The 19,885-nt window shown below is 37.7% G+C and carries 14 protein-coding genes and 1 pseudogene; 13 read left to right on the top strand and 2 right to left on the bottom strand.

Going from position 1 to position 19,885, the window contains the following annotated elements:
• Positions 1-197 precede the first annotated feature (197 nt).
• Positions 198-1,208 carry a bifunctional metallophosphatase/5'-nucleotidase gene (locus D1B33_RS08050; RefSeq protein WP_233549423.1) on the top strand — a complete coding sequence of 337 codons (1,011 nt, stop codon included), beginning with the start codon at positions 198-200 and terminating at the stop codon, positions 1,206-1,208.
• Positions 1,209-1,422: 214 nt separating this feature from the next.
• Here the strand turns inward: D1B33_RS08050 and D1B33_RS08045 are convergent, their stop codons facing one another.
• Positions 1,423-2,157, bottom strand: a complete 735-nt coding sequence (locus D1B33_RS08045; RefSeq protein ID WP_118875870.1) for a YqcI/YcgG family protein — start codon at positions 2,155-2,157, stop codon at positions 1,423-1,425.
• A gap of 154 nt (positions 2,158-2,311) precedes the next feature.
• Between D1B33_RS08045 and D1B33_RS08040 the strand changes: the two genes are divergently transcribed.
• The 9 genes and pseudogenes from D1B33_RS08040 (at position 2,312) to D1B33_RS08000 (ending at position 14,211) form a co-directional block, all read left to right on the top strand.
• A complete protein-coding gene (locus tag D1B33_RS08040) occupies positions 2,312-3,166 on the top strand; it encodes a dimethylarginine dimethylaminohydrolase family protein (RefSeq protein WP_233549422.1) in 855 nt (284 codons plus the stop codon).
• A gap of 670 nt (positions 3,167-3,836) precedes the next feature.
• Positions 3,837-4,619: a transporter substrate-binding domain-containing protein gene (locus tag D1B33_RS08035; protein ID WP_118875869.1), complete on the top strand. Its 783-nt coding sequence runs from the start codon at positions 3,837-3,839 to the stop codon at positions 4,617-4,619.
• A gap of 54 nt (positions 4,620-4,673) precedes the next feature.
• On the top strand, positions 4,674-5,318 hold the full coding sequence (locus D1B33_RS08030) for an amino acid ABC transporter permease (protein ID WP_118875868.1): 645 nt from the start codon (positions 4,674-4,676) through the stop codon (positions 5,316-5,318).
• Positions 5,315-6,043, top strand: a complete 729-nt coding sequence (locus tag D1B33_RS08025) for an amino acid ABC transporter ATP-binding protein (protein WP_118875867.1) — start codon at positions 5,315-5,317, stop codon at positions 6,041-6,043. The genes D1B33_RS08030 and D1B33_RS08025 overlap by 4 nt, the downstream gene beginning before the upstream one ends.
• A 273-nt stretch (positions 6,044-6,316) precedes the next feature.
• Positions 6,317-6,736: pseudogene (locus tag D1B33_RS08020) on the top strand (MgtC/SapB family protein); the annotation flags it as partial.
• A 439-nt stretch (positions 6,737-7,175) separates the two neighbouring features.
• Positions 7,176-8,684 carry a serine hydrolase domain-containing protein gene (locus D1B33_RS08015; RefSeq protein WP_118876068.1) on the top strand — a complete coding sequence of 503 codons (1,509 nt, stop codon included), beginning with the start codon at positions 7,176-7,178 and terminating at the stop codon, positions 8,682-8,684.
• Between the two features lie 428 nt (positions 8,685-9,112).
• Positions 9,113-9,646, top strand: coding sequence for an RNA polymerase sigma factor (locus tag D1B33_RS08010; RefSeq protein ID WP_118875865.1), 534 nt, complete (start codon positions 9,113-9,115; stop codon positions 9,644-9,646).
• The gene (locus D1B33_RS08005; protein ID WP_118875864.1) at positions 9,633-11,288 is read left to right on the top strand and encodes a DUF4179 domain-containing protein; all 1,656 of its coding nucleotides are present in this window, start codon (positions 9,633-9,635) and stop codon (positions 11,286-11,288) included. Before D1B33_RS08010 ends, D1B33_RS08005 begins: the two co-directional genes overlap by 14 nt.
• 286 nt (positions 11,289-11,574) lie before the next feature.
• The gene (locus D1B33_RS08000; protein ID WP_118875863.1) at positions 11,575-14,211 is read left to right on the top strand and encodes a beta-glucosidase; all 2,637 of its coding nucleotides are present in this window, start codon (positions 11,575-11,577) and stop codon (positions 14,209-14,211) included.
• A gap of 225 nt (positions 14,212-14,436) precedes the next feature.
• Here the strand turns inward: D1B33_RS08000 and D1B33_RS07995 are convergent, their stop codons facing one another.
• Positions 14,437-16,218 carry a V4R domain-containing protein gene (locus D1B33_RS07995; protein ID WP_118875862.1) on the bottom strand — a complete coding sequence of 594 codons (1,782 nt, stop codon included), beginning with the start codon at positions 16,216-16,218 and terminating at the stop codon, positions 14,437-14,439.
• Between the two features lie 157 nt (positions 16,219-16,375).
• Between D1B33_RS07995 and D1B33_RS07990 the strand changes: the two genes are divergently transcribed.
• Genes D1B33_RS07990 through D1B33_RS07980 form a run of 3 tightly spaced genes read left to right on the top strand, consistent with a single transcriptional unit; the run spans position 16,376 to position 19,451 of the window.
• Complete coding sequence (locus D1B33_RS07990) at positions 16,376-17,236, top strand: alpha/beta fold hydrolase (protein WP_118875861.1); 861 nt, start codon at positions 16,376-16,378, stop codon at positions 17,234-17,236.
• Positions 17,237-17,248: 12 nt separating this feature from the next.
• A complete protein-coding gene (locus tag D1B33_RS07985) occupies positions 17,249-18,403 on the top strand; it encodes an acyl-CoA dehydrogenase family protein (protein WP_118875860.1) in 1,155 nt (384 codons plus the stop codon).
• A 49-nt stretch (positions 18,404-18,452) separates the two neighbouring features.
• Positions 18,453-19,451 carry a VOC family protein gene (locus D1B33_RS07980; protein WP_233549421.1) on the top strand — a complete coding sequence of 333 codons (999 nt, stop codon included), beginning with the start codon at positions 18,453-18,455 and terminating at the stop codon, positions 19,449-19,451.
• Positions 19,452-19,885: the final 434 nt, after the last annotated feature.

Below are 19,885 nucleotides of genomic sequence, written 5' to 3'. Positions count from 1 at the left end.
GGTGCTGCTGTTTGACGGTTTCTCATTTTACAGTTGAATTTAACGAAAGATAAAACAGGTTAGTCATTTTTTAAGTAAAATCTCTCAGAAACGCCATTTTTTCGTGAAATTAATCAAATATTCATTATAACTTTACATTCCAGCCTTACAATTTAGTAGAGTTCTTTTATACTGGCAAATTGATTGGAGGAAATGGTGTGAAGAAATTAAGAAGGAATTTATTGACGGGATGCTTTTCAATAGGGATGGCTGCTGCGTTTATTGCCACGCCTGGTACGGCAGATGCCGAGAAACTGAAAGAAGGAGAGACGTTTGAACTTACCATTCTCCAGACGAATGATCTTCATGGCCACTTGGATGATATTCTCAAGCGTGAAGATGGGACCATTCATCATAATTCCATTGCAAAGTATGCAACGATTATTGAACAAGTACGTAATGAAGAAGAAAATGTGCTCCTGGTGGATGGCGGAGATGTCTTCCTGCGCGGGGAATTCCAGGAGGGCCAAGGGGAATTGGAAACGTCACTTTTGAAAGCTTTAGATTATGACGCCATGGTCCTTGGAAACAACGACTTCCGCGTATATCCTGCTGGAGAGGGCACACCGGATAGCCGTTATGAACAATTAAAAGATTACCACCGTAACGTCAATTTCCAAATACTCACTGGTAATGTCGTTGACAGAGTAACAGGAAAGTATATTCAGAACGTCAAGCCTTGGAAAGGGTTTACTTTTGATGGCGTACAAGTCGGCGTGATCGGGCTTACTTCAATGAAGCCGGAAATTCGCGGTTGGAATGACGTGTTGGATTTTGATTTTATTGAACCGCTTGAAGTATTGAATACTTTGCTTCCTGAGGTAAGTGAAAAGTCTGATATTAATGTTGTCCTTTCACATGCTGGAAATGAGGAAGATCACAAGTTGGCCCAGGTTCCTGGAGTTTCCGCAGTAATCGGTGCAGATACACACAAGGTCATCAAAACACCGGAATACGAATACAACGGGGAAGTATGGGTTCCAATTACGCAAGCAGGTGGAGAACAAGAACATTATTTAGGCCGCCTGGATTTGAACTTTGAAGTTATTGAGGGGAAAATGGAGTTAGTAGAGTCAAACGGGTTCCTGTATGATGTAACAAATGTTCAGGCAGATCCTGAAGTACAAGCTATTATTGACGAATATCGTCTGGATATGAGTATGCAGTAAATTTTTTTATAACGACAAAGCAGGATACTGGCTTTGTCGTTTTTACTATACACTCCATAATTGCAGGAAAGATTAAGTTGACGGTTTTAACGATAAAATAACCATGATAATCTCATGGCTTAGTAGGATTTTAGCTTCTTGATAAATTAATATCAAGAAGCAGATTTTACACTCTCTTTTATTCTAAAAAAATTGGCTATGAAAAATATTCATATTAAACTAGTGATTTATGAGTGAATGGACATTTGCCGCGAATTGGCTCAATGTCATCACCAATAAAGAATTGCTTCCATTCATTATGCGTGGGATCGCCAAAGTGGCCGATATCTGGATGCTTAGGCAACTGATCCCAAACTTCTACACGCTTTCGAACTTTTTCACGTGACATAATACCGCCTTTTTCGGTTCCTTCCAATCCATTAAAAATCTTCCGAGGCTGGAAACCAAGAACCATAGCATTGCCTAGGTGTCGTGTCTTTCTTTTCTTATATGCAGGAGCATTGCCGAATACGAAGATTGGCTCTCCATAAAATCGGAAATCCCACAAATAGTGGTCAGGGTCGAGAGAACAGTCATCCGGCCATTCAACTTCATCTACTTCATGTAAATATTGGAGAATCTCCCAAAACTGCTTTCGGTAATCATCTATTGTACCCTCTTGCTCAAAGGGCTCGACAAATACAAAAAGGCCGTGCCTCTTGTAGTCCGGCAATTTAAATAAATCCAAAAAGTCTTTTACTGCAAGCGGTAGATTACTCCAATCGTCTTGACTAATATAAGCATATCGAAGTTCGCCTTTTAGTTGGGCACTCATTCCAAAGAAGCATGGAAAAGTTTTATTCGTTACGGTGTTATGAAAAGTTTCATATTCTTTATAGAGCCAACCCGGCAAGTCTGTTCTAGTTTCGAAATCATCTTTAGTTAATAAAGCTCGTTTCTTTATACTCATGCAATATCCTCCACTATACATACTTACCCTGTTTTTACCCCTTCCTGAATTTCCTGAAACAGTGATTAAATAAAAATTTCATTACACATATAGGTTATAAAATGAAATATCAAGGGAATAGAAACTAGGAATGAAGGCAACTGGAGGATATACTATGATGAATATAGCGGAAGAACATACTAGAGTAAATTGTCAAAGTGAATATGGAACACTTCAAAAAGTCGTCTTATGCGAACCTCGATATATGGAAATCCAAGAAATAATTAATGATGTTCAAAAAGCATATATAAATGATAATATTGATCGATCACTAGCAATTTCGCAGCATAAGGAATTTGAACAAACTTTACGGGATGCAGGTGTAGAAGTAATCAAGCTTCAACCAAGCAAGAGCCTGCCCGAACAAGTCTTTACTAGAGATATAGGCTTTACTTTGGGCCATCAATTGTTTATTTCCGAAATGGCGAATCCGATTCGCCAAGGCGAAGATGAAGTATTGGCTCAATGGGTGAATGAACATAACATCTCGTATAAGAAATTTTCAAAGGACTCCATAGAAGGCGGCGATGTAATTGTAGATGGCCACCGTGTATTTATCGGCATTAGCCATCGTACCTGTAAAGACGCTATTCTGGCTTTGAAAAAGGAATTGCCTGATTTTGAAATAATACCTATACGTTTTAACCCAAAATATTTGCATCTCGACTGTGTATTCAACATTCTTTCCCCACAAGATGCGTTAATTTATCCTGACGCGTTCAATCCTGATACTGTGGAACGTTTATCGAGTATGTATCATTTAATCGAAGTGAACGAAAGCGAGCAATTCTCAATGGGTACAAATGTATTGTCTATCGGTCAAAATCGTGTGATTAGTTTGCCAATTAATCGAGAGGTTAATAATCAGCTAAGAGAGAATGGCTATCAAGTAATCGAGGTTGACTTTTCTGAAATTATTAAATCAGGCGGGTCATTCCGATGTTGTTCAATGCCTATTGTGCGGCATTAGGAGTAAGTCTAATAATGTTAAGTATTGTTTTGCACCCCAAAAGCCAGAGTGTAATCTGGCTTTTGGGGTGTTTGTTTTGACTAATTTAGTTATGAATCTAACTTTAAGTGGTCGGTAATAGTATGGGGAAGGAAAACTTACTTAAAAGCCCTTGATCTAAAATTTAGTGTTAAAAATGATTATTAAAAATTTACTTGTAAATATAAGTTAAAGCAGGTGCATTGGTAAAAATAAATTAAGAAAGGCGCGGCTATTGAGTAGAATTGCGGTCATTCATATTTTATTAAATTTAAAATAAGGGGATAATTTCCAGGACTCATGCTTTTTGGAATCTCACTACCCTAAAGAACCCTAACAAGAAAGAATTAAAGCTCTTTTCGATGAACCTGTGTAATAAAGTTTGAGTGTTTTTTTATTATTGAAGGGATATGAATTTCAAAGAAAGAATATTACGTTAGTATAACGTAATTAAGAAAAATATAGTTATCAAGAAACCGATAAAGCGTGTATCGATTATAGAAGAAAGGCGCCAAAAATTCGAATAGTTTATCTTAATAAATAGGGAATTGTCAATAAGATTCTTTTTTTTCTAAAAACTCTTGAAATTGATATATATCTTCCTATAAAATGAAAAATATCGCAAAATAACTAATATTTTAGGAGGAAAGTTATGAAAAAAAGTATTTTAGCAAGTTTAATATTAGTTCCAACACTAATCCTTGGGGCGTGCAGTGCCGGAGAAGATAAAGAAAACGCAAATGATGCTGGAAATGATAATAAAGAAGTTTACAAGGTTGGTATTGATACAACGTACCCTCCATTTGAATACGAAAAAGATAACAAGTATGTAGGGATTGATGTTGATTTAATAAATGCTATTGCAGAAGATCAAGGGTTTGAAGTCAAATTGGAAGCAATGGATTTCAAAGGGATCATTCCGGCTCTTCAGGCAAACCAACTGGATATTGCCATGGGTGGGATGAGTATAACGGAGGACCGCAAAAAAGTGGTTGATTTCTCGGATCCTTATTTTGATGCCGGTATCACGCTGGTTGTCAACGAAAAAAACAATGATGTTGTGAAGCCGGAAGATTTAAAAGGGAAGAAAGTGGCAGTGAAAAAAGGGACAAGCGGTGCGAACTATGCGCAATCCATTGAAAAAGAAGTCGGGTTTGAAACCGTATTGTTTGATGACAGCCCTTCCATGTTCCTGGAAGTTAAAAACGGAAATGCAGACGCATTGTTTGAAGATTATCCTGTCATTTCTTACGCTATTGCTCAACAAGATCTAGGGTTAAAAGTAGTAGGCGAACGATTAAATGAGGACCAATATGGAATCGGCGTATTAAAAGGCGAAGAACAAGAATTGTTGGAAAAAATCAACAAGGGATTGGAAAATTTGAAAGAGAGCGGAGAATACCAGGAGATTCTGGATACTTACTTGGCAGAATAAGTAAACCTGCACGCTTAAATGCGTGCTTGTTTTCTATTAAAAGGAGTGACATCTTTGGAAGCAGCGATGAATGCAATGCCCTATTTGCTTGAAGGGCTTAAAATGACATTATATATTTTCGTAATTGCAATTTTCTTCGGTTTTATTATCGGACTTGTCGTTGCGATGCTACGTTTGGCGCCTATAAAACCGTTGCAATGGATTGCAAAAGTGTATGTGGATATTATCCGCGGGACGCCTTTACTGGTTCAAATCTTCTTTATTTATTTTGGATTGAATTCACTTTCGTTTATCTCGCTTGATAATGTTACAGCCGGCATTTTGACTGTCTCAGTCAATGCAGGGGCGTATCTGTCGGAAAATATTCGTGCGGGAATACAGTCCATCAATAAGGGACAAACAGAGGCGTCTCGTTCCCTTGGGTTTTCTGGCACGCAAACCATGCGTTATATTATTCTGCCTCAGGCATTAAGAAGAATGTTGCCGACTTTTACAAACCAAGCGATCATTACGCTAAAAGATACTTCCCTTCTTTCGGTTATCGGAATTGCGGATTTGACGCAAAGAGGAGAGGTTCAAGCTTCTGCAACGTTTGAATCCTTTGCTATCTGGACGACTGTTGGGATTATGTATTTTATAATCATTTACCTTCTAACAATCATTTCAAATTATCTAGAAAAAAGGATGGTAATCAGATGAGCATAATATCGGTGAAGCATTTGAAAAAGTCATTTGGAGAAAATCAGGTATTAAAGGATATCTCAACAGAAATAGCAGAAAGAGAAGTGGTATGTGTCATTGGACCTTCCGGAAGCGGTAAGAGTACGTTTCTTCGATGCTTGAATCGACTGGAGGAAATCACCAGTGGCGAGGTAATCCTAAACGGGCATAACGTCACGGATCATAAGATAGATATCAACAGGGTAAGACAGGAAGTCGGGATGGTTTTTCAGCAGTTCAATCTCTTCCCGCATAAAACGGTCTTGCAAAATGTCAACCTGGCCCCGATCAAGTTAAAAGGGGTGGCAAAAGAAGAAGCGGATAAAAGGGCATTGGAGTTGCTCGAGAAAGTCGGTTTGAAAGAAAAGGCAAACAATTATCCAGGCGAATTGTCGGGCGGACAGCAACAGCGTGTCGCTATTGCCAGAGCGCTTGCGATGGAGCCAAAAATTATGCTCTTTGATGAACCCACTTCCGCGTTGGACCCTGAAATGGTTGGGGAAGTATTGAACGTCATGAAAAAATTAGCGCAAGAAGGCATGACCATGATTGTGGTCACACACGAAATGGGCTTTGCCAGAGAAGTGGCCGATCGCGTAATTTTTATGGACGGCGGCTACATTGTAGAGGAAAACAAACCGAAAGAGTTGTTTGACGCACCACAAAACGAACGAACAAAATCATTCTTGAGCAAGGTACTATAAAAAAGTGTCATTTGACGCTTTTTTTTTATTTTAATACCAACATTCTGATTTAGAATCCCACGCAAAGAGCTAAAAGTAAAGTGGATTGTTGGAGGTCCTATAGAAGCGCTATATAATTGGAAATATGCAATAGATATATTTTATGCTGTATCTTGTATAGCTGGGTTTTCACTAGCTATACTTTTTTAACGTAATCTAGGGCTTGATAAATATACAATAGTTAAATGGAAATCAAGTTAATCCCTTAACAATTTTCGAAGAGGAGAATGAATTATGGTGCTATTATCAACATTCGAACAACATTGGGAGCTTTATGTAAGATTGGTTACTGCATTATTCATAGGTGCTTTAATCGGTTTAGAAAGAGCTAGAAAAAATAAGGATGCAGGTGTTCGAACACATGCGTTAGTTTCTTTAGGATCCGCGGCTATAATGGTCTTATCAGGATTTAGTGAAGGTCAATATAGAGACCCAATGCGTTTAGCTGCACAAGTGGTTAGTGGAATAGGTTTTATTGGAGCTGGTTTAATTTGGATGGATAAAAATAATGTTAAACGCGGATTGACAACAGCTGCCAATGTGTGGGTAACAGCAGGTTTAGGATTAATCATTGGTTATGGCTTATACGATATTGCAATTGTTACTTTCTTATTAATGTTAATAGCTCTTAATTTACCGAAGATGCTTAAGAAACTCGGACTAAGTCGCCCTTATCAAAATGATGACGACGATGATGATTAAAGTGAGTCATACCTCTAAACCTTCGTAGATATACATGTTGTATTCGCCGAAAGAGTTGACGAAGGAATTTCTTAAGTTCAAAGAGGAGCTTCCACCCGTGCTTTAAAGGATTTTGAATAGGTGAATTGAGTGGACAAAATCCAAATGAAACAATCGATTGATTAAATAATATGTATTAACGAGCGCATTTCTAGAATATAAATCGCGCTTTTTTTATATTCAATATTTAATGAAGAATGATTCTATCACTTATGCTTTAATAACATGTTTAGGTATTATACTTAATTTTTACATGAAATAAATTTTTAGAAAAGTTAATTATGTTAATATATATTAGTTGTGGAAATATCTAACTAAACAAGTGGGAGAAGGATGGGACAAAAAATTGAGAATGGTTTTCTTTTTGGTTGCAATAATATTGTCATTACATGCTTTGATTCAACCAGCACACGCAGATAAAGTTGATAAAATCCAAAATATTGAAGTTTTTGTCGAGGAACAAAGGGAGATCAGTAAAATTCCAGGAATCTCCTTAGTTATTGTGAAAAAAGGGAAAACGGTTTATCAAAATGGGTTTGGATATGCCGATGTGAAAGAGAAAACCCCGGTTACTTCAAATACCTTATTTGAACTGGCCTCCACATCGAAAGCATTTACAGGTCTAGCTATCTTTCAGCTAGAAAAGGAAGGTTTGTTAAAACGAACTGACGATGTTCGAAAATATATTCCCTGGCTAGAGTTGAAATATAATGGAGAACCGCAGGAAATTACCATCAACCAATTGCTTCATCATACCAGTGGGATTCCCTCGAACTCTATTGTACAGATCCCAGAAAGTGATGCAGACAATGCACTTGAATTAACGGTAAAAACTTTGCTCGAACAATCATTGAATCGACAGCCAGGCAGCTCATTCGAATATGCCACAATCAATTATGATGTTTTAGGACTCGTTATCGAGAATATATCAAAGCAGCCATATGATCTGTATATCAAACAACATTTGTTGGAAGAAACCGGTATGAAAGATTCGTTTGTGGGCTTACACCAAGTTACATCCGAAAAGTTGGCAAAGGGCTATAAAATAGGGTTCAAGAGAGCGCAAGAATATACCCCACCTACTTATAGTGGAAATACACCTGCCGCTTATTTGGTGAGCAATACAAATGATATTGCCAAATGGCTGAACCTTCAATTAGGTACTTTACAAAGTGATACAATAAGCAATCAAACTATTAAAGATTCGCACATCCCCGATCAATCCGTAGAACCTTTTGATCAAGATACCTATTATGCAGGTGGTTGGTCTATTATGGAAAAAGGAAATAAACAATATATACTCCATGCAGGGGAGAATCCAACGTTTTCATCTTATTTCATCATGCAGCCTGACAAACAATTGGGGGTAGCCGTTCTCTCCAATATGAATTCAACCTATACAACAGCAATAGGACAAGGCGTAATGAATCTGTGGGATGGGAATTCTGTGAACATTATTCACTCCGATAGCTATCAAAATTTAGATAGAATCGTAACAACTATATGTTCAATTGTGAATTCTTTAGGTTTAATTCTCAGCATTTTATTGCTAAGAATCTTATGGAAATTTGCAAGAAAACAAAGAATTAGGACAAAGTTAAAGAGGAAAAAAATAGTTCTAATCGTCCTCCATTCATTGTCTGTAGCTACTATAATCACGTTTATACTGACAGCGCCAAAAATCTTGCTGGGCGGATTAAATTGGGGGTTTATAAGAGTGTGGGCTCCAACTTCTATTTCAATCCTTTATTATAGTTTAATCTCAACAGTCATTATTTATTATTTACTTGTTTTATTCCTAATTATAACAAAAAAGGTTGGAATTAAGGGATTGAATGGCAGTGATAAAAATCTGGGCTAAAGTAAGAACTTAAGAATAAGGAGGTGAAGTTATTCCAACTCAGCAATATTAGCTAATCACTTTGCAAGGCACTTATTGTAATTTTTCAGGGTTCCTGCAAAGTGATATTTATATCAATAAGATGAAAAGGTTAATAAAGGAAAAAAACAATAAAAGTGGGCAATATTTTATTTCAATATTCCATATTATCCGACACTTTATGAATGTTAATTAAATTAACACGCACCAACTAATACATATAATCACACCTTTATACGCTCTTTTTCGTAAGGTGAGAGCAAATAGATTAGTAAATCTATAAAGATTAAACACTTTCACGGTGAAGGATAAAATGATTACTCTCTGTTGATTTCATTCAAAAAAAGATGAACCATTTTCAAACCTCATTTGTTTAGTAAGTGTAACCTAAAAGAAAGGGGTGCCTTATATTGACGGAAAGAGAGTTATTCGATTCTTTTAACAAGGATGTCTACCGGACATGTTATTACATGCTGCGCAACGCACAAGATGCTGAAGATCTCTGCCACGACGTATTTGTAACTGTTTTTCGGCAGGACTGGAGAAATGTTGAGCATTTACATGCCTGGATCATGCGTATCGTGATGAATCAATGCTTAAATATACTTAAAAGGAATAAGTCGAAACATGAAAAGCAGGACCAGGTCAGATGGCTCCATAAGCAAACCACCGATTCGGTTAAATCATTGGATGCCATTGTATTGGAAAAAGAAACGACGGAGGAATGGGAGGAACTGCTGAAGCAGCTTCCTGAGAAGTTAATGACAGTTGTTACGCTTCGATACATCGGCGAACTGTCGATTAATGAAATTGCCGATATTCTTAAAATTCCTGTTGGTACAGTAAAGTCAAGAAATCACAAAGCATTAAAGATGATGCGAAAAAAACTAGAGCATAATCAAACCTTTTGGTTGAAGGGAGAGAAGCAATATGGAACGCATTGAGGAAAAGCTGAAAGAGCAGATGAAGACATCTATGAACATACCTTATCCTGATTTTGACCAAATGTGGAACAGCATTCAGCAGGACGAGTTGAAGGATGCCAACATTGCTAAAGGTCCACTTCGTCCACGCAATCGAAAGCGACTTGCATTAGTGACAGGTCTCTCCATCGCATTATTGGCTACACCGGTCTATGCAGCTTTAACGTATGACTGGTCCAACATTCTTTTCCATAAAGCCGGAATCCAATCCGCATTGGAACAGGGCTTTGGCCAAAATATAGGGCAATCCGTTACCAAAAATGGTGTTACGTTAACTGTACATACGGCATTCATAGACGATAACAGAACGTTCTTGCTCTACACTTTGAAACCTGAAGCAGCATGGAGTGGAAAGAATCTAAGCTTTGATGCAATTGGCTTAAAGAATCAAAATGGCAATTACATCGAGGGTAATTATGTACACAACTGGAATGAGGAGCTTGGATTATTCCAGGGTTACTTTGAAACCGACTGGATTGTTGAAGGAAAGACGGCCGATGTTACATTTACGATTGAAAATGTGCATTTCCTTGACGATGGAAATCAAGCGATTAAATACAATCCTAATAATCCTGAAACACAAATATTCTCAATTCAGAAGGATGGGATTGATCGCGTTTCGATACAATCTTTCGAACAAGCTGAAAATCGAGTACTGCTTCAATCTTCCGTTGCGTTTATGGATCCAGAAATGGCAAACAGAAGCTGGGTACGTATTCAAGCCGTCAATCCTAAGAATGAGCTAATTCCAGAAGCTGAGCCAGCGGTTTTCGGAACCCCTGGAGCCTCTAACGAATATTTGAGCCAACAAATATTCGAATCGGACACTTTGCTCGTTGATGGCAGCAAGTTCCAGCTTGCTTACGATCGGAAAGTTGAGACCGCTGATGGGACATGGAGCTTAAACTTGGCATTGTCAAAAAAACAACTGGAAAATGTATCTTTCAGGGAAGTCCTCAATCTTCCTGTTGATGAAATGGTTGCCGGAACAGAGATTGAAGATATAACGGTTACCCCAACCCAAATCCGCCTAGTCCTTGATTATAAAGAAAAATATACCCGCGTTCCTTACATGGACTATCATCTTGAGGTAGGGGATACACGGTTAAACGGAGACATATGGCTTCCCGATGTGCCTGGTAATCCTAAAGAAACAGAGTTGCGCTTTGAAATGGATGGATTGGATGCGGCTTCTTTGGCCAATCAACCTGTGACCCTGATTGCAAAACACCGAGTAGATGCATTTAAAGGGAATGATACACCAATCCACTTGACGGATATATCAACTGAACATCAACGCTTAACTACCCATATCGAGGGATATCCGATTACATGGACTTATTATATGAAGGATGATAATCTCTATGTGGAATCCCTTAGCCCGGATCCAGCTTTTGGTGGGGTGAACCAAACCTATTATCTGCAAGGGAAAGATCGAAACTATGGAGAGCCCTTACTTATTGGAATTATGGGGGATGAAAATAATAAAAATATGGACGTATACGAGAACTTCGACAACAATGAGCTGGACATCTATATTGCGAATTATTCAACTCAAGACCGAAACAATGAACTCCGTGTTGAGCTACTATCTGGAAAATAAGTACAGGAGAAGATTTTTTAAACAAGGGAAAGGGTTTATTGGTAAAGTTAATAATATTTTTAAAAAATCCTGTTTTTATGCAGGGTTTTTTTATTGAAGTAGCAGTTCAAGGATTGAAATGACTCTAACACTTAAATCGATGTATAAGAAGTTAATTAGGATATAGCACGGTAGATTTGTTTCCCTATGGATAGACTAAACGTAACACTTCTAGAAAAGAAAGAAAAGAAAAGAAAATAATAACATGCTTGAGATATATCATTTTATCTAAGAAAGGAGCTATAGGATGAAATTAACAAAATTAATTCCATGCCTATTAATATTCTTGCTTTTCACTACCTCCTTGAATTCCATTTCAGCCAAAACCTCCCACCAATGGATGGATAAGTCTCTTTCAGCACAGCAACGGACAGATTTGTTGCTAAAAAATATGACAATCAATCAAAAAGTTCAATTAGTAACAGGAAACCTTAATCATTATTATGGATTTTACAATGAAGAAATTCGAGGGCTAGGGGTTCCGGCATTAAAAATGGCAGATGGTCCAGCGGGCATCCGAATTGCGAATCCGGATATTCAAGATAAAAAGTCAACTGCCCTCCCAGCACCGATTGCCCTTGCAGCTACATGGGATGTTGATTCAGCTAAGGCTTATGGAGAGCTTTTAGGAAATGAAGCTTTCAACACTACACATAATGTTGTTTTAGGACCTGGACTCGATATCGCACGCCTTCCATGGGGCGAGCGTAATTTTGAATCCTTGGGTGAGGACCCATTATTGCAATCAAAACTGGCTATTCCTATTGTTAACGGAATTCAAAGCTATCCTGTCATGGCAACGGGGAAACATTGGTTATTGAATAACCAAGAGACCGAACGTTTTACAATCAATTCCGTTGCAAGTGAGCGGGCGATTCGTGAAGTCTATGCACGTCCCTTTGAGGAAGTGATTAAACACGCCAATTTAAGCGCTGTTATGTGTTCTTTTAATAAAGTGAACGGTGTGAATGCTTGTAATAATGAGACGATCCTTACAACATTGTTGAAAAATCAGTTGAATTTTAAAGGCTTTGTGATGAGCGACTATTTTGCAAATTTTTATACAACCGAATCTGCTAATGCCGGTTTGGATTTGGAAACACCCGGTATGCCAGGTGGACATTGGGGAGACCAATTAATTGCCGCCGTTCGAGAAGGTAAGGTTAGTAAAGAAAAAATCGATGATATGGCTGCTCGAATTTTAACGCAAATGTTTAGTAAAGGTTTATTCGATTATCCTACTGAAAATGTTCAGATTCCAGCTAAAGAGCATGGGCAAATTGCACGACGATTGGCGGAACAAAGTCTGGTATTAATGAAAAATGAAAATAAAGTCCTGCCTTTGGATAAAAAAGAGATTGAATCGATTGCGGTGATTGGTCCGGAGGCAGATACTTATTCAGCTGGAGGAGGAAGTTCACTGGTAGTCCCTACATATACTGTCAGTCCCTTGGAAGGCATTAAAAATGCTGTGGGTGAAAATGTGAAGGTATCCTATGCTGCAGGAACTGATCCTATTAGTGCGGGTGATATTTTACCTGGGCCTTCTGCAGTACCGTCGTCTTTATTAACGCCTGTTAACGGTCATAATGAGAATGGGTTAACCGGAGAATATTGGACCAATACCAAGTTTGAAGGGAAGCCTTCTTTCGTCCGTACAGATCATCAAGTAAACTTCAGTCTTGGATTCTATAACTATGAAGGATTTAATGCACAATCGCCAAAGCTTGCTAAAATTCCTGCTGAGTTTAATGGTGAGATGTCCGCGCGCTGGACTGGGCAGTTCACTGTACCAGTATCAGGTGAATATACCCTATCACTTTCAAGTCTGGGTTCAGGTAAACTTTACATTGATAATGAATTAGTCATTGACAATCATAGCAGGAAATTAAAAACATCCAAAAGAACTTTGTCTCTTATTGAAGGTGAACAACATGATGTACGAATCGAATACAGCACAGGTGAAGCTGGAGGGATTCAGGACTTTGGTGGACTAATCCGATTTGGTTGGGAACCGCCGGCCGATGCAGTAGAAGCTAAAATGCAAGAAGCGATTGATTTAGCAAAACAATCAGATGTTGTCGTTGTGGTAACTCGTACTTATGATAGTGAAGGTTATTTGGACAATGTAAATCTAGATTTGCCAAATAACCAAAATCGATTAATCAAAGAAGTGGCAAAAGCAAATCCAAACACAATTGTTGTGCAAATGAGTGGCAGAGCGGTACAAATGGATACATGGCAAGACCACGTGCCTGCAATTCTGCAAGCTTGGTTCCCGGGACAAGAGCAAGGGAATGCCATTGCAAACGTGTTATTTGGCAATGTCAATCCATCCGGTAAACTGCCAATAACATTCCCTGTTGATGAAAAGAGCACTCCAGTATCAAGTGAAAATCAATTCCCGGGCATCGATGGAGTATCTGAGTATTCAGAGGGAATATTCGTTGGTTACAAAGGCTACGAAAAAAATGGAATTGAACCAGCTTTTGCGTTTGGCCATGGATTATCCTATACAACGTTCAATTACCGAAACATACAAGCGAAAGCAGTGAGAAAAGGTGAAAATAATAATTTAGATATTACCATCTCCCTCTACTTATGCAATTTAGGTGTCGTATCCGGTTCAGAAGTCGTTCAGGTTTATGTCGGTAAACTACCAACAAAAGTGGATACTCCATCAAAACAACTAGCAGGCTTTAAAAAGATCGAATTATTACCAGGGAAACAAGAACTTGTGGAGATTAAACTTGATCCAAAAGCATTCTCTTATTGGGATGAAGAAAATGACGAATGGGTCACGCCAAGTGGAGAAGTTCCGATCTATGTGGGGAGTTCTTCAAAGGACATTCGATTAAAAACTATTGTTGCTATCGAGCCATAAGATAAAAGAGGAATGAGGAAATAAAAGGACGGGGTCATCATTTTTGTGAACATACTAATAATTAGGAAGATAAACAGAACCTTCCTCACTAAAGTAGTCAAACTATTTATGGATTTTATGTATTTATGAAATTGATTCATTTAATTGAATCAATTTCATAAAAAGTAAGTTGAATTTCAGAACCATCAACAATTAAGTAATTAATAGCGCATTTCAAACTTGAGATTAATATTGCTGCTTAATTGAATTTATTTCCCCTATGACAAAGAGAGATTCCAGAATTAAAAATAAGTAAGATGTAGTCTCAGCATCTTTTAAATTTTTTCCAATAACCTCTTCTATCTTTCTTAAGCGATATTGTACGCCCCCTAATGACAAGGAGAGATCTTGGGTAGTTTTTTCTAGCTTCCCAGCATTCTTTAAATATGTGATCAGGGTATAAAGCAACTCTTTGGATTTTGGATTGTCATGTAATAACTCTTTTAATTCCTTTTGCGCAATATCGATAATTTGTTCTCTCTCCATATTTTGAAGAAAAGCACCTAACAGCCCTAACTCAGCATATTCAACTAGACGTTTGTTCCGCGGAGTATTCATGGCTTGTTCTGCCTGTATAAGCGATTCGTGGAAGTTTTCTAATTCTGTAAACATATTGCTCATTCCGATAGAAAAGGAATTATTTTTATACCGATTTGAAAATTCATCGATGATTGAATGCATTTTTCTTTTAAAAAGGGAATAATCATTTATTGAATGGATGAACACAATAATATGGTCCGCTTTTTGAGCAGCAAATCCATCCAAATGATATAGCTGCAATAATCTGGCAAGTTGCAAAACTTGATTATAGATATCGATTGGTTCTTCTGTTATTAGATTATTCTTTAACGCCAGCGTTATATAGTCATTAGCAAGCTGAGGCTTAATATACTTAGCTTGATTTAAAAGTTCCCTATTATCTTTAAACTGCCTGTTAATCAATCGGTCTAAAAAAGAGATTTTCAGACGCTCCGTTGTTTCGAATTTAATTTTTTCATTAAGGAAACAAAGACTTGAAACAGTAGCGAGTCTTTCTAAAAATAGATAGTCATTCGGATCAATTTTATTATTTAAATATAAAAAAGAACATGCACCTACTAATTGATTGTCAATATAAATAGGGGAAGTTAAAAGATAGAAATTTTCTATTTTAAATATCCTGGTCTTAGTTAATTGCTTCATGTTGATTGGGTAAGATTGAATACGTATCCGTATAGACTCACTTAAACCTTCATGCAATGTTAGCCTTCCAGAACGATCTGTAACAAAAATAGGGATATCAAGAATCGAATTAGCGGTTTGCAATACTCTTTGTATATCATTTTGCTGTGCAACACATTCTGTTAATTTGCTGTGATAATGAGTCATTTTATGAAGTAAATTATTGTTCTCCAATAATTTGTCATAAGTGTCTTCAATTTCATTTAATATCGTTTGTTCACTAAATTCGAATCCTTCCAGAACCCACTCTGTTTTTTTCTTTACTTGAAACGTACAATTATTGTCGCCTTTTGATACACATGTTCGTTCTAACACGATTATTTCTTCTTTGAAGATTGTCGATAAAATCCCGCTTGCAAAACCACTGAGCGTATAACATGAACATTCAGAGGCTTCCCCAATAAAGGCTTTATGGATGTGCATCTCAAAAGAATCATGCCAAACTCCTTTTAAATCGTCTATCTTAACAGTTCCCTCTTCATCAAAATCTATCGCCCCCTCCCACGTGATTGCGGATAAATGCCCTAATTTAACATGCTCATAAGGGATCGAGTTTTCCAATTCTTTCTTTGTCAACCCACTTTTTAAAAGTTCCAAAGCCCTTGATTTTCCTAATTCTTTTCCGAATTCCATCAAGATTTTCTTTGCTCTTTCTATGCCCATATTTTCAATGATTGTCTTTCGAAGAAGACCAAATGAATGGGAAGTAATAATAATGTCAGTTTCAATAGAATAAGTTTTCATCATCGATTCTCCTAAAATATATTGTTTATTTATCTTTATGAAATAACCATAAAAATTATGAAAATTTCTCGAATATACAATTGAAACACTGATTATAATTTTTTTTAAAATCCAATAACATAGGGATAGCTTTAAAAGTGAGAAATTGGAGGGGAAACAATTGGCAAAGTATGAAACGAAGCGTCTCCGAACTGGGGATTTTGAAACTGTTTATTGTGAAGCTGGTACTCATCATTCGGAAACAATTTTTTTCTTGCATGGCTCAGGACCAGGTGCAACTGCTGAATCAAATTGGAAAAATACAATGGAAGTTCTAGGGGAGAAATACCATGTAATTGCTCCTGACTTAGTAGGCTTTGGCAACACAGAAATCCCTGAAAATACGAATTTAACGTTTTGGCAATGGACCACATTGCGTGTACAGCAGGTTTTAAATTTGATGGATCACTATAATATAGAAACAACGAACTTAGTAGGGAATTCAATGGGAGGCATTATCTCACTAAATGCTGTTATGCAAGCTCCTGATAAATTTAAAAGGTTGGTTCTTATGGGCAGTGGGGGCGGAATAACAAACGGGCCGACTGCAGAAATTGTTCGAATGACAAATTTCTTCAAAAACCCGACGATTGAAGATTTTCGAAATTTGATAACTTATTTTATGTATGACGAAAAAGTGGTAGGCGATCAGCTGGAGGAAATTGTGCGAAACCGTTATGAAGTAATAATGAAACCTGATTTTCAAAAATTATATCCAACATTATTCCCGGCAAATCCACTAGAATTGCTGATTCCGGTTAGTGCATTGAAACGAATTACCCAACCTGTGTTATTAATCCATGGCTATGAAGATCAATTTGTTCCTAAAGAGAGCAGTTTAAGTTTAGTTGAGCATTTGCCGAATGCTGAGTTAGTTCTTTTGAAACAATGTGGACATTGGGTGCAAATTGAAAAAGCAGAGCGATTCATTCAACTGGTAGATCAGTTCTTGGGAACAAAAAATGCACTATCATTAACATGAGGGGGACATACAATGGTTGATACGAAAAATGCAGAAATCTATAACGCGCTAATCAAAAGTGCAAGAAAAATCGGCATTCTAGCGGAGAAAGAGGCATTGGAAGCAGATAAAAATGCGATCCTCTCTGAAAATGTTATTAACCTAATAAAAGAGGAAGGAATTCATCGACTCATCCTTCCCGAGTCTTATGGCCATCCACAAATTGATTTTAAAATATACACTGATTTGATCAGGACTGTAGGCTATTACAATCTTTCGGCTGCATGGCTTACTTATTTTTATTCATTGCACAATTCATGGACAACCTTCCTTCCAAAACATCGAATGGATGAGATTATTAATGAAGGCGGCTTATTAGCGGATATTTTTGCACCGGTTGGAAGCGTTGAAAAAGTCGAGGGCGGATATTTGCTGTCAGGCAAATGGAATTTTGTAAGCGGTATCAATTATTCATCATGGGTTGCGGTAGGTGCAGTACGCGAAGTTAATGGCGTCCCTGATCGTATTTGTTTGTGTATGAGAGTCTCTGATCTCCAACTTGTTCAAGAATGGAATTCTATCGGGTTAAGGGGTTCGGGAAGCAATACGCTTATTGCGGACAATCTATTTGTACCGGAAGATTTGGTATTTAGCCATATGGAAGTTGCAATGGGACAAGCGTTTAACCCGACGATTGAAGAAGATTATTTATATAAATACGCTCCATTTTTCCCCGCATTTTTTGTCGGGTTTCCAGCAATGTCTTTAGGGGCTGCAGAAAGAGTATTGGATGAATTTAAAGAAAGAACGAAAAAAAGGGTTCGTATGGATGGCACTAATGAAGGTCAATCTCCAAAGAGCCAACGGGTACTTGCCGAACTAACTTTGAAATATAAAGCAGCAAACGGATTAATGAACGAATATATTCAGATGTTGGAGAGCAGAAGCAATGCACACCATCCTGCTGAATATAACGCCATTCGGGTAAAAATCGTTCAGTATTGTGTCGATATTGCGGTGAAGGCAACTCTTACGCTGGGTGCAAGTGCCTTAATCAAAGGACATCCTTTAGAGATGATTACAAGAGATTTAATTGCCGTGGGTGCCCATATTACATCTTTATACGAAGATGGCATTGACCATTATGGCAAAACTTTATTCGATGTCGAAACTTTCTGCATTGGATAAATGGAAATACGAGTTTGAGAGTGAATTGATAATAAAAGGGGGATTCATTTTGGAAAAATTCAACTATTTACCGGAAATTGCAAAGTTGGGACATGTGGCTCTCATTACGAGCGATTTGGAAAAGTCATTATGGTTCTTTAAAGAAGTGGTAGGTCTTGAAGAAACAGAAGAAGAGAATGGTGTTCACTACTTGCGTGCATGGGGTGATTTTGAGCATCATACCTTGTCATTAAAAGCTGGCCCGGAAGCACGGGTTGAACATATTGCATGGAAAGCAAAACGACGTGAAGATGTCAATAACTTTGCGGTATTACTAGAAGAAGCTGGAGTCGAGGTAACAAGAATTGAAGCGGGCGTTGAAAAAGGGCAAGGGGAGTCTATACGTTTCCAGCTTCCAAGCGGCCACAATTTTGAAATCTATTTTGATATGGAAAAAACAAAAGCAGATACAGAACGTAAAGCAGCATTGAAAAATCAAACTTATAAGGCATGGAGAAAAGGCATTTCTCCAAGACGCATCGATCATGTGAATATCGGGACAAATGCTGATCCTAATGTAGTGATAAACTTTTTATCAGAAAAACTAGGATTTAAGATTCGTGAATATATCAAAGCTCCACAGGATGGAATGATGGGCGCTTGGATGAGTGTAACCCCTTTGGTACATGATATCGCAGTTATGGGAGATCCACGATTCAATTCAGCTCATGAGCTGCATCATCTTGCTTACTGGTCGGACAATGCTCAAGATATTTTAAGAGCAGCGGATATTTTATCCGAAAATGGCATTAAATTCATTGGTCCCGGAAAACACGGGATTTCTCAAGCGTTGTATGTGTATGTAATGGATCCAGGCAGCGGTGTACGACTGGAGCTATTTTCAAACGGCTATTTAATTTTCGAACCTGATTGGGAGCCTATTGAATGGACCCTGGAAGAAATGGAACTCGGTTTTACTTACTGGGGCGAACAAGCCGGGGCAAATCCAGAAGAGCAGGAGTTAACTGTTAATGCAGGTCCGGCGAAAGCTACAGTAATCAACGAGTAAAGTGTGATTGTTTAAGTTGAATATATAGGATAAATCTAGCTGTTCAATAATGTGAACAGCTAGATTCTTATTTTTAGAACATGAACATGTTGAATTCTTTTGAAAGCGAATAATTATAAGTTTTAAGGTGTTAATCGTTCGCATTTTCAATGCCGAAATGCGATTCGCTCATCAGCGGGAGACAACCACAAATAGCCAATTCACGAACAATAGCTGAATATAACTAATGTGCAATGAAATTACCTATATACAAACTGAAGTGAACAAATTCTTTGTTATAGAGGAAATAAAAAACCTAAGTTGTTTATTAAGAGAGCCCCCCTCGAAGATTGAGGGATTATTATTTGTACAGATTTTAAAAAATACGGGTATTGAAACTCTCTTGCTCTGATTTTTATCCACCTTGGTTAGGATATGGCCAGAAACGAAATCCA

Origin of the sequence: Ureibacillus yapensis (assembly GCF_003515775.1) — a bacterium.
GTDB lineage: Bacteria > Bacillota > Bacilli > Bacillales_A > Planococcaceae > Ureibacillus > Ureibacillus yapensis.
This window is presented reverse-complemented; position numbering and strand designations above follow the sequence as displayed.